This window comes from Aureispira sp. CCB-E (genome assembly GCF_031326345.1).
Lineage (GTDB): Bacteria > Bacteroidota > Bacteroidia > Chitinophagales > Saprospiraceae > Aureispira.
Genome location: NZ_CP133671.1, coordinates 3,846,840 through 3,858,318 on the forward strand (window position 1 = coordinate 3,846,840; position 11,479 = coordinate 3,858,318).

Here is an 11,479-nt window from a genome sequence, read left to right on the forward strand (position 1 = left end):
TTCTAAAAGCCTTGAGCATCATCATCCCCACGAATGTCTGCAACACCTTCTAGCTGCCCATTGGGCAATCGCAAAATAGCTTCCACTTGTCCGATGGGAGCCCTGCTTTGAGGCGTATGCCCCAACGCTTTTAATTCGTCCAACAATTGTTCTGAAAAGGCTCCTTCTTCATGGTAAAGTAAGTCAGGATACCACTGGAAATGAAAACGAGGTTGATGGACAGCGTCTTTCAAGGGCATTTGATAATCAATAACATTTGTGACAACTTGAAAGACAGTTGTAATAATTTTAGATCCCCCAGGACTGCCAACAGCCATGAAAAATTGCCCGTCTTTTTCTACAATCGTTGGGGTCATAGAGCTAAGCATTCGTTTGTGGGGGGCAATGGCATTCGCTTCATTTCCCAACAAACCAAACTGATTGGGTACACCTGGCTTGGCACTAAAGTCGTCCATCTCATTGTTCATAAAAAAGCCTGCTCCTTCTACAATAACCTTGCTTCCAAAGTTAGAATTAATAGTTGTGGTAACAGAAATAGCATTGCCTTCGGCATCAACGACACAATAATGCGTTGTTTGCTCACTTTCGTTGGGGTAAGGGTTCCCATGTCTTATGCTATCGCTAGGAGTTGCCATAGTATCCACATAATCTTGCATGCGTTTATCGGCATAAGCCTGACTACTTAATACATCCACAGGAACAGGATAAAAATCTATGTCTCCAAGATGTTCGGTACGGTCTGCATAAGCTCGACGAGCGGCTTCTGTGAATAAGTGAATACTTTTAGCAGATTGAAATCCCCATTCAGACATCGGGAAGGGTTCTACCATGTTAAACAATTCTGCCAAGCAGACACCACCACTAGAAGGAGGAGGCATCGAAATGATATTATATCCTTGGTATTCAAACTGGATGGGTGTTCTCCATACTGCATTATAGTTTTTTAGATCTTCATGAGTAATAATCCCTTTATTTTTGCCCATTTCTTGAACCAATAAATCAGCTGTTTCCCCTTCATAGAAACCTGCTCGACCTTTTGTTTGGATGCGTTTTAGAACATTGGCTAAGTCTTTTTGAAGCAGCGTTTCTCCCTTTTTCCAATTGGCATCTTTAACAAAGGCATTCTGATGCAAATTAAACTTCTTAAACAATGCCATATGTTCGTTGAATGCATCCGCTTCTCTTTGACTGACAGGAATGCCATTGTCGGCTAAATCAATGGCAGGTTGTAACAATGTGCTCCAAGGCAATTTGCCATATTTTTGATGAGCAGCGTACATCCCCTCAACAGAGCCAGGAACACCAGATGCTAAAGGTCCTGTTAAACTCAAGGAATCAATAATTTGACCAGTACTATCTAAGTACATATCTCTATGGGCAGAACTAGGCGCTTTTTCTCTAAAGTCTAATGTGTTTGTATTGCCATTCTTATCTCTATAAATCATAAAACCACCACCACCAATATTACCTGCACGTGGATAGGTTACGGCCAAAGCAAAGTGAACAGCCACCATGGCATCAATCGCATTTCCTCCTTTTTTTAGTATTTCAATTCCTGCTGCTGTCGCCAAGGGATGAGCAGATACGACCATTGAAGAATCTTCGATTACTTGTTTGGTAATGTCGAAAATAGGTTGATTGCTTTGTGGTTTTGACTCTTGGCAAGCACTGAAAATAGCGCCAACAAAAAGCAAAATAACATAGTAAAAACAAGAAGTGGATGGCATGTTCTTATTAGTTAATAAACATTTTCTAATATTTGATAATGCTTAATGATAAGGAATGATTTTATAAGAGCAATAGTTCGTTGAAACCATGAAGTAGCACCGTAGCTAACTACTAAAGAGTAGATATTCTATTTTTAAGAATACCTACTTCTTGCAAAAAAGTGTGTTATTGAACGAACTAGTCCAGAAAAGAAGTCAAAGGACTGCTTGCATTGGCATGGTTGAACGGGCTTGCCAATCGAGCCTCATAAGCCATTCTACCAGCTTCAACGCCTAGTTTAAACGCTTTGGCCATTTCAATTGGATTATCAGAAACAGCAATAGCCGTATTTACCAAAACAGCATCTGCACCCAATTCCATAGCCTTCGCAGCATCTGAGGGGCTTCCAATGCCTGCATCTACAATAACAGGGACATTGGCTTGTTCGATGATAATTTCTAAAAAGTCAATTGTTTTTAAACCTTTGTTGCTACCAATTGGAGAGCCTAAAGGCATGACGGCTTGTGTCCCAACTTCTTCTAGTCGTTTGCAAAGAACAGGGTCGGCGTGCACATAAGGCAATACTACAAACCCTAATTTAACCAATTCTTCTGCTGCAAGTAGTGTCTCAATCGGATCAGGCATTAAGTATTTAGGATCTGGGTGTATTTCTAACTTTAGCCAGTTTGTTTCCAAGGCCTCGCGCGCCAATTGAGCAGCAAAAACAGCTTCTTTGGCGGTTCGAGCTCCTGAAGTATTCGGCAACAGATGAATATGAGGATGATTTAGATGAGTTAAAATATCATCTTCTTCATTTTTAATGTCTACTCGCTTTAAGGCAACGGTGACCAATTCAGATTCAGATGCTAATAAAGCATCTCTCATCATTAAGCTAGAGGCAAACTTGCCAGTGCCTGTAAATAATCTAGACTGAAGCGTTTTGTCTGCGATTGTTAGTGCTTGCATAAGTTTGAATATGTTGACTCAACAACTTTTCTTGATCTAATTTGTATCCACTTAACATGAGTTGGTTAAGGAGTAATAATTCTTCAACCTAGAAAGAGTAGTTAAGGGATGACTATTTATAAATTACAAATATCATTACTCCATTGCTTTTTATGTTTTACCCCAAGAGTTTTTTGGTTCATAGAAAAACTAAAAAAGCAACGAAGTATTAAAATATAAGGTGGAACGGTTAATCAACCATTAAATAAGTCAAAAGTAACCATGTCAGAGTTTCTCTTATTCTTCTTTAGAAATTTCTTTGTAGAGGACAAAATTAATTTCTTGTGTTGCTGTATTTAAAGTTAATTGATTATCGGTTTTTTGGTACGTAATTCTTCCTTTTAATGCATTCATCAAAGCAATACCTTCCTTGCTGTCACAACATTTTCGGGTACATCCCATCCCATCAGGAAGTTCAAATGTAGAAATCTGTGGCAGGTAGTTGATATTGGTGTTGCAAGTATTGACATCTAAGTTTAGCATCATTCGTTTTTTATCAAAACTCAAACGATAGGTTTTTTCAAATTTTGTGAGATTATCACTCTTAAAATTTTTATAACTCATAGCAGTCCAAGAAGTGCCTATGATACCATCTTTATTGTTGATCAATTTGATATCTCCTTTATCTGTTTTTATCGTCATAAGACTGCCCTCAATAGAATAGTGTAGGCTTCCTTTAAATTGGCTGGTCAAGAAATTAGCTTCTTTGCTATCGCAACAAGCTTCTGTGCAAGTCATGCCTTCTTGAAAGGTGAGCATCCCATCTTTGACTTTGTAAGAGGTACCGCAAGTATTGACATCTAACGTCAACCCCATCGAATTATCAGCGTCAAAATGAACAATATAAGATTTTTGATTTGGAGTTTCTTGGGTGTTACTTGGAAAACTAATGACAGTCCAAGTACCAACTGGGCTAACGGTTTTTTCAGTTTTTGAGGAAGAAGTAGTTGCTTTGTCAACAGTTCCTTTTTTGTTGCAAGCATTTAGTAACAACGTGCATAGAAAGAAAAAGAAGATATGTTTTCTTAGTGTTATCATAATTTATAGTCGTTGATGGTTTAAATTTGTGTCTAATGCAAAAATACCGTTGTTGTTTGGGTATAACAAAAAAAGACCGCTTTATTTAAAGCAGTCTTTAATATATTGTTCTTATTAGTTCCGAAAAGCTTTCGAATTAGATAATCAACATAGCATCTCCGTAACTAAAGAAGCGATATTCTTCTTTAATAGCTTCTTCGTAAGCTTCCATAATTAAGTCATAACCACCAAAAGCACAAACCATAATAGCCAAGCTAGACTTTGGTAAATGGAAATTAGTAATCATAGAATCTGCAATACTAAAATTGTAAGGAGGGAAGATAAATTTATTTGTCCAACCTTCAGCAGGCTTCAGCATTTCGTGCGCAGAAACAGCCGACTCAATAGAACGCATAGATGTTGTTCCTACAGCGCAACGCTTACCACCATTTTTGATCGTATTGTTAACTAAATCACAAGTAGCTTGATCAATTTTGAAGTATTCTGCATCCATTTTGTGCTTTGACAAGTCTTCTACTTCAATGCTGCGAAAAGTACCTAAACCAACATGAAGCGTCAAAGTAGCAAAATTGATTCCTTTGATCTCTAAGCGTTTCATGACTTCTGGACTCATGTGCAAACCAGCTGTAGGAGCAGCAACAGCACCTACTTCAGAGGCGTAAATAGTTTGGTAACGCTCTTTGTCCAAGTCCTCGGCAGGTCTATTGATGTATTTTGGCAATGGTGTATGACCTAGTTTGTCCAAATGTGCTTTGAATTCTTCGTCACTACCATCGTAAAGGAAACGAATAGTTCTACCTCTTGATGTTGTGTTGTCAACAACCTCTGCTACCAAAATTTCAGCACCATTTTCATCGTTGAAGTACAATTTATTACCCACACGGATTTTACGAGCAGGATCAACCAATACATCCCACAACTTCATTTCTTCGTTCAATTCACGAAGCAAGAAAACCTCAATTCTAGCACCTGTTTTTTCCTTTTGACCATACAAACGAGCAGGGAACACTTTGGTGTTATTTAAAATAAAGCAATCCCCATCATCAAAAAAGTCAAGAATGTCTCTAAAAATATGATGAGATATTGTTCCTTCAGCTCGATTAACGACCATTAATCTAGATTCGTCTCTACGCTCAGCAGGATATTCAGCAATAAGTTTACTCGGAAGGTTAAAGTTAAACTGCGATAGTTTCATGTTTGAATAGTATATTCTGTTTAATTCTAAAGTTAATATTTTGCCTTTTTAGACTTGAAATATTATAGTAGTATATGCTATTTTTAGAGGGGAGGGAAATTACCTTTTGAATAGCAATAGTCGCAAATATAAAAATTCTTTGAAGATTAATACAACCTTTGTTGTGAATTTTTGAAGTAGTACTCTAAATCAATCATTTGTTGGAAAACTTTACTTTGTTGCAATTTAGTAAGTTGCAGTTGTGTTGCCTTTTGTGCTAATTTTTTTTGATTGCCAGGTTCGTATGGAGGTTCTTTTTTGTTTTTTTGTTAGCAAGGCTTGTCGAGTAGGCTTGTGTGAGCAGCGTAGGAGAACTATTTGTGAAGCACTATGGAGTAGTAGTACTACGAACTACTATAATATAACAAGAGGCAATTGATATTAAATTCAATGCCTCTTGAAGTTAACCCATAAATTAGAATTTTAAAGTAGTAGTGCTTGCCTTTGCTTAGAGTTATTCTATAACTAATTTCAAACTTTTAGTAGCACTTGGAGTTTGAATAGAAACAAAGTATACTCCTTTTTCTAGGATTGGCTTAAGGTTTACCTGATTGTTTCCTTCGGTCAAATGAAGCGCCTGTTTGCCAATCATTTTACCTGAAAGATCAGAAATAAGCAGTATAGCCGAACTTGTTTGATTGACACCAATTGTAATGGTAGATGTTGCGCCTGAAAGTTGAGGGTTTGGATTAAGTGTAAGTGACTGAATTAGGTCTGTTTTTTTTATGTTCTCTAAATGAGAAGGCTTAGGATTTGTTAGGCGTTTGGTATTGTTGTCGTCAATTGTGAAAAAATCGCTATAAGTGGCGGACGCAGAGTTGCCTATCTCGTAAATTTGGAGACGGTAAACAGAGGAACTATTTAAGGTATTAGGTACCGAATATGCAAAGGATCCTGTATTGGGTATAAAATTAGCTATTTGAGAAACTAAGTTGCCACCTTCGTATAAATTAATTCTCATATTTGCATTAGCTGCAATATTGCTTGTCCATTGTATTGTCTGATTTTGCCCTTTTGTCCAGACTGTATTAGAAGTAGGGTTACTTATTGTAATTGTAGGACTAAGTGTGATGGTAAAGAAATTACTGATACCAAAAACATTTGAGTTAGATACATCTACAATTCGAATTCTATAGTTGTTGGCACTTGGCAAGTTAAAAGGAACAAAATAAATTGCGGAACCATCACTAGGGGTGCTATTAAATAAGGTTGCTTCTAAATTAGAACCACGAAATAAAAGTATTTTGACATTAGAAGGGATATTGTCTGCCCACTGTATTGCTTGAGTTGTCCCTTTTTCCCAAACAGTGCCAGTATTCGGATTCGTGACAGTAATATTGGGAGGATTAGAAATTGTAAAGAAGTCGCTATAATCAAAAACATTAGTGCCACTAATATTAAAGATTCTAATTCTATAATCATTGGCTGCAACAAAACTATTGGGAACAGTATAACTAAAAGATCCATCGCTAGGTGTGCCGTTAGAAATGTAAGTAATTGGTGTAGTCCCACGGTAGAGGAGAATTCTAACATCAGAAGAAATATTATCGTCCCATTCGATGTCTATCGTTTGCCCCTTTACCCAAACAGTACTGGCAGTTGGATTGGTTATATTAATAAATGGTCTTTGCCCAAATTGCGCCTCACCATTATTATTAATGCTAATTATAAAAAAGAATATGAATAAATAATTGCTGCAATTGAATTTTAATGTACTTTTCATTTTTTAATTAAAATGTTAATATGAATTAAATAAAAATTAAGGATGAATACTTATAATAAGGATGTTTCAAAAACAATTAAATTAGCTTTTGAAATCAATGTGCGCATCTTTTGATGGATTAAATTAGATTCGTGCTTGGTATAGAATATTTTTGAGATTAGTTAATAAAGTTTAAGTGATTTTAGAAGAAGTAATAGGTGCAAAGTTGCTAAGGAAGCCTATCAAGTAGCTAAATAGCATTTCTTAGGTATTACTATCAAATAAAATAGATGGGAGTCTTTTATTTGCGATTGCACACAGAATCAACAACCAAAATTTGATAAGGCAATGATACTATAATTAAAAAACTTATATTGTTTTTTGCGACGAATGACAGCTTTAGCGCTGTATTTAACCTAGAACGTTCTGGATAGGCGCTGTTCATGGGGTAGTAGACTATTAAAAAATAGATTTAATGTTATTAAAAATAGATTTGTTAAAATACCAATCGAGGTTAGAAATCAAATACACAAATAACCAGAAATACATCTTAGGATTGATTCGTAAAAAATACCTAGTGTTAACTCCTGAAGAGATCGTGCGACAGCTAATCTTGCACTACTTGGTAGAGGAAAAAGGTTATCCTAAGAATAGAATTCGTTCAGAAATGGGACTAGAAGTTAATACCATGACCAAGCGTTGCGATATTTTGGTTTTTAATAAAGCGTTAGAGCCTGCGTTATTAGTAGAATGTAAATCTGCTAAAGTAAAAGTGGACAATAAGGTGTTTCACCAAATTGCACAGTATAATATGACGTTAAAGGTGCCTTATTTATTAGTAACTAATGGTCCTGTTAATTACTGTTCACTGATAAACCAAGAAGAAAAAACATTTGAATTTTTGGAAGAAGTCCCTCATTATGATTTGATAAAGTAGATTGTTGCCGTGTTCTTGGAATAAGAAAATAGACTAAAAAATAATTTTTAATTAGTTAGCAATAAGCCTCTTTTTAAGTAACAAATTCATTACATTTGCGCCAAAATTAAGTAATTTTCACCTAAGTAGGTTTATAGGCCTATTTTAAAAAAATTCATCAAAATCATGAACAGTAGATTTAAAGCTTTAGATCTGTTATCCAACCGTAAAAAATTCACAACGGCTCCTTTATCTTCCAATGTTTCAGAAATGTTTGGTTGCAATGTTTTTAGTGATGTCACTATGAAGCAGTATCTCGCACCTAAACTGTACAAAAAATTTAGAGGAATTATAGATGCAGGCGATAACTTGGATAGAGATTTGGCAGACCATGTTGCAGAATCCATGAAAAAATGGGCACTAAGTAAAGGCGTTACCCATTATGCGCATTGGTTTCAGCCATTGACAGGGCGTACTGCTGAAAAGCATGATTCTTTTTTTACGCTAAACTCAGACGGGGAAGCAATTGAGGAGTTTACAGGAAATGAACTGGTACAACAAGAACCAGATGGTTCTAGTTTTCCAGGAGGAGGATTGAGAACAACTTTTGAAGCAAGAGGTTATACCGCTTGGGATCCAACTTCACCTGCATTTATCTTGGATGTTAACAATCAGAAAACACTTTGTATTCCAACTATTTTTGTAACCTATGGTGGGCAGTCTTTAGATTATAAATTGCCTCTATTAAAATCACAGGCATTTTTGGAGCGTTCTGCGGTTGATGTTTGTCAATTGTTTGATGCTAACATTACAAAAATTTCGGTAACACTAGGGTGGGAGCAAGAGTATTTCTTGTTGGATGAAGCATTGTTTAATGCGCGCCAAGATTTGGTCATGACAGGACGGACATTATTGGGACGTTTGGCTCCTAAAGGGCAACAGTTGGATGATCATTATTTTGGAACAATTCCAGAGCGTGTATATGCTTATATGACAGATTTGGAACAAGAATGTTACAAGTTGGGAATTCCACTACGCACGCGTCATAATGAGGTAGCTCCTTGCCAGTATGAGTTTGCACCAATTTATGAAGATGTCAACATTGCTGTAGATCATAATCAGTTGTTGATGGACATTATGGAACGTGTTGCTATTCGTCACAAAATGCGTGTCTTGTTCCATGAAAAACCTTATGCTGGGGTAAACGGATCTGGAAAACACAACAACTGGTCGGTAGCAACAAACACTGGAAAGAATTTACTTTCTCCAGGAAAAGAACCAGGCAAGAATTTACAGTTTTTGACATTCTTTGTCAATACTATTCAAGCCGTTTATAAGTATGCAGATATTTTGCGTGCAAGTGTTACTTCTGCTTCTAATGACCATCGTCTGGGAGCCAATGAGGCACCGCCTGCTATCATTTCGGTATTTATCGGAGATGCTTTAACAAAAGTATTGGACGAAATTGAAAAAGGAGTTGATGTAACAGATGATGGGGTAAAAACAGTGCTAAATTTATTGAGCAAAATTCCTAATTTGGAGTTAGATAATACGGATAGAAACCGTACATCGCCTTTTGCTTTTACTGGCAATAAATTTGAAATTCGTATGGCTGGTTCTACGGTCAACTGTGCTGCTCCAATGGCTGTTATGAATATGATTGTTGGTAAACAGTTAAAAGAGTTTTATCAAGATGTTCAAATCTTGATGGCTAATAACACGCCTAAAGATCAAGCTGTTTTGTTAGTTTTAAAGAACTACATTCACGAATCTAAGAGCATTCGATTCGAAGGAGATGGTTACAGCGACGAATGGAGAGATGAAGCTGCTCGTAGAGGGTTGGGCAACCATGGGGATACACCTAGAGCATTAGAAACATACTCGGCAGAAGCGACTAAAGCGTTATTTGTGGAATCAGGGGTATTGTCAGAAGAAGAATTACACGCACATTATGAAGTTCGCTTGGAGGAATACGTATTAAAGCTTCAAATTGAGTCGCGTACTATGGCTGAAATGTGTATGAATCAAATTTTGCCGGTAGCAGTACATTATCAAAATATACTGATGGAAAATATCCGTGCGTTGAAAGATTTAGGCTTGGGAGAGGAGAGTTATGCTGCGCAATTGGGCTTAGTGAAAGACATTGCTACTTATGTGAACACAATTAGAGATTGTGCGTATAAGATGAAGGACGAACGTGAAAAAGCGAGTTTGTTGGATTCTAGAGAAAAAGCTTTTGCTTACTGTGATGAGGTAAAACCAATTATGGAAACGTTGCGTAATGCAGCAGACGATTTAGAGCAATTGGTAGACGATGAGCTTTGGCCATTGGTTAAATACCGTGAATTATTATTCTTAAGATAAAAATAAAACTTGTTAAGAGGAACAACATACAGAAAGTTATGGAGTATGGCTACACTAGTAGTCATACTCTTTTCTGGTTGCTTTCGAGAGGTTCCCGTAGTAGAACCATTATTGAGTGATGACGAACTTATTCCTATTCTCAAAGATATTCATGTAGCAGAAGCTTTGTTGACAGAAATTGTGGATAGACGAGAGAAGGATAGTTTAGCTCGATTATATTATGGTGAAATATTTAGAATACATAAGGTAGATACAGCAGTATTCAATCAAAGTATGCATGCTTATTTTACCAACCCTCCAGCCTTAGATTCTCTATATCAAGCTGTGATGGATACGCTAGCGAAAGAAAAGGCAATTTTGGGAAAAAAGCATTCTTCTGCTTCTAAAAAATAAATAAAGGCGTCAATTTACAGTGGTTTGTTGTGTTTGACTTAACGAACGATTGAATCCATACAATTGGGGCAAATCCCAGAAAGTGTGAAATTAACTTCTTGAACGGTATAATTAGGAGGTAGGTTATAACTTGGTTGTACATTTTCCAAACAGGTTACAGAATTACATTTTGTACAGCTGAAGTGAACATGATCATGGTTGTGGTTGTGATGGGATTCGCATTGATGGCAAGCTGCATATTTGATAACGCCATCAGTATTGATGATTTTATGAATTTCTCCTTCTTCTACAAGACGATCTAAAATTCTATAAATAGTCACCCGATTGCATAATTTACCAATTGCATTCTGAATGTCCTTATGAGATAAAGCAGTATCAGATTGTTGTAATAAGGATTGAATAGCTGATTTCGCAGCAGTATTTCTAGTTGATTTCATATAATTTGAAGGCTTTTGAAACACTAAAAGTTAATCTGTTTACTGCAAATTTAATGCAATTCAGTTGCATTTCCTAACAAATAGAGTGCTTATACTTTTCTATAAGGCGCATGGGTGTAATATTTGGGGCGTTGATCCAAACGAGCATGTAACCAATAAACACCTAAGCCAGACGTGCTTAACCAAAGTGGCTGTTGATTAATATTTTGTTGTAATTCTTTGCTTACAGTCTGCCAAAAAGTATCAATTTGTTGGTAAGGAGCATTTCGAATAAAGGTTCCCAAATGGGTATATACTTCTTTAGAAGAATTGGGGCAAGGCACAACTAATCGAGCATTATTACCCAAATTAGAAAAACAAACAACAGATTCTTCTTTAGAAGAAAAGTAGGTGTTAAAAGGTGTCGAATTTGCTTGCTTGCCATCAAAAGCATTGGTTCCAACAATCACGAACTCATAGGTTTGTTGCAAATTTGTTTTATGAATACCTTTATGCTCCCAAAAGAAAGCAGCAAATGGAACTTCTCTTAAGATTTGAGTATAAAACAATCGAAAGGTTCTAGAACATTCCCATAATTCTAACACTTGTTCAAATGTCATCAAAACATCGTCTTGTGTTATTTGAAACTGAAATGTGTTTTTGGCTAAAACCTTTTCGATATATTGAAACATAGTGTCTTGTAT

10 protein-coding genes are annotated in these 11,479 nt (G+C 36.4%); 3 read left to right on the forward strand and 7 right to left on the reverse strand.

Annotation, left to right across the window (positions count from 1 at the left end; all coding sequences use genetic code 11):
* Positions 1-2: 2 nt before the first annotated feature.
* From ggt to QP953_RS14980, 5 genes are all read right to left on the reverse strand, one after another.
* A complete protein-coding gene (gene ggt, locus QP953_RS14960) occupies positions 3-1,727 on the reverse strand; it encodes a gamma-glutamyltransferase (protein ID WP_309551589.1) in 1,725 nt (574 codons plus the stop codon).
* Between the two features lie 178 nt (positions 1,728-1,905).
* A complete protein-coding gene (locus QP953_RS14965; protein WP_052598804.1) occupies positions 1,906-2,673 on the reverse strand; it encodes a thiazole synthase in 768 nt (255 codons plus the stop codon).
* Between the two features lie 276 nt (positions 2,674-2,949).
* On the reverse strand, positions 2,950-3,750 hold the full coding sequence (locus QP953_RS14970; RefSeq protein ID WP_309551590.1) for an META domain-containing protein: 801 nt from the start codon (positions 3,748-3,750) through the stop codon (positions 2,950-2,952).
* A gap of 136 nt (positions 3,751-3,886) precedes the next feature.
* Positions 3,887-4,945 (reverse strand): tRNA preQ1(34) S-adenosylmethionine ribosyltransferase-isomerase QueA, encoded by a 1,059-nt coding sequence (gene queA / locus QP953_RS14975; protein ID WP_052598802.1) that lies wholly within the window; start codon positions 4,943-4,945, stop codon positions 3,887-3,889.
* 493 nt (positions 4,946-5,438) lie between these two features.
* A complete protein-coding gene (locus QP953_RS14980) occupies positions 5,439-6,707 on the reverse strand; it encodes a Ser-Thr-rich GPI-anchored membrane family protein (protein ID WP_309551591.1) in 1,269 nt (422 codons plus the stop codon).
* 454 nt (positions 6,708-7,161) lie between these two features.
* Between QP953_RS14980 and QP953_RS14985 the strand changes: the two genes are divergently transcribed.
* The 3 genes from QP953_RS14985 to QP953_RS14995 all read left to right on the forward strand — a co-directional run bounded on the left by QP953_RS14985 (position 7,162) and on the right by QP953_RS14995 (position 10,359).
* Positions 7,162-7,623 carry a type I restriction enzyme HsdR N-terminal domain-containing protein gene (locus QP953_RS14985; protein ID WP_052598800.1) on the forward strand — a complete coding sequence of 154 codons (462 nt, stop codon included), beginning with the start codon at positions 7,162-7,164 and terminating at the stop codon, positions 7,621-7,623.
* A gap of 165 nt (positions 7,624-7,788) precedes the next feature.
* Complete coding sequence (locus QP953_RS14990) at positions 7,789-9,966, forward strand: glutamine synthetase III (protein WP_052598799.1); 2,178 nt, start codon at positions 7,789-7,791, stop codon at positions 9,964-9,966.
* Positions 9,967-10,011: 45 nt separating this feature from the next.
* Positions 10,012-10,359, forward strand: a complete 348-nt coding sequence (locus QP953_RS14995) for a DUF4296 domain-containing protein (RefSeq protein ID WP_052598798.1) — start codon at positions 10,012-10,014, stop codon at positions 10,357-10,359.
* A 38-nt stretch (positions 10,360-10,397) separates the two neighbouring features.
* Here the strand turns inward: QP953_RS14995 and QP953_RS15000 are convergent, their stop codons facing one another.
* Positions 10,398-10,796, reverse strand: coding sequence for a Fur family transcriptional regulator (locus QP953_RS15000; protein ID WP_052598797.1), 399 nt, complete (start codon positions 10,794-10,796; stop codon positions 10,398-10,400).
* Between the two features lie 89 nt (positions 10,797-10,885).
* Entirely contained in the window at positions 10,886-11,467 is a 582-nt protein-coding gene (locus tag QP953_RS15005) for a DUF6940 family protein (protein WP_052598796.1), read from the reverse strand.
* Positions 11,468-11,479: the final 12 nt, after the last annotated feature.

Bases quoted from the DNA above. Each gene is read 5' to 3' on its own strand.
- QP953_RS15000 (WP_052598797.1), bottom strand. From the start codon at position 10,796: ATGAAATCAACTAGAAATACTGCTGCGAAATCAGCTATTCAATCCTTA.
- QP953_RS14990 (WP_052598799.1), top strand. From the start codon at position 7,789: ATGAACAGTAGATTTAAAGCTTTAGATCTGTTATCCAACCGTAAAAAA.
- queA (WP_052598802.1), bottom strand. From the start codon at position 4,945: ATGAAACTATCGCAGTTTAACTTTAACCTTCCGAGTAAACTTATTGCT.
- ggt (WP_309551589.1), bottom strand. From the start codon at position 1,727: ATGCCATCCACTTCTTGTTTTTACTATGTTATTTTGCTTTTTGTTGGC.
- QP953_RS14970 (WP_309551590.1), bottom strand. From the start codon at position 3,750: ATGATAACACTAAGAAAACATATCTTCTTTTTCTTTCTATGCACGTTG.
- QP953_RS14965 (WP_052598804.1), bottom strand. From the start codon at position 2,673: ATGCAAGCACTAACAATCGCAGACAAAACGCTTCAGTCTAGATTATTT.
- QP953_RS14980 (WP_309551591.1), bottom strand. From the start codon at position 6,707: ATGAAAAGTACATTAAAATTCAATTGCAGCAATTATTTATTCATATTC.
- QP953_RS15005 (WP_052598796.1), bottom strand. From the start codon at position 11,467: ATGTTTCAATATATCGAAAAGGTTTTAGCCAAAAACACATTTCAGTTT.
- QP953_RS14985 (WP_052598800.1), top strand. From the start codon at position 7,162: ATGTTATTAAAAATAGATTTGTTAAAATACCAATCGAGGTTAGAAATC.
- QP953_RS14995 (WP_052598798.1), top strand. From the start codon at position 10,012: ATGGCTACACTAGTAGTCATACTCTTTTCTGGTTGCTTTCGAGAGGTT.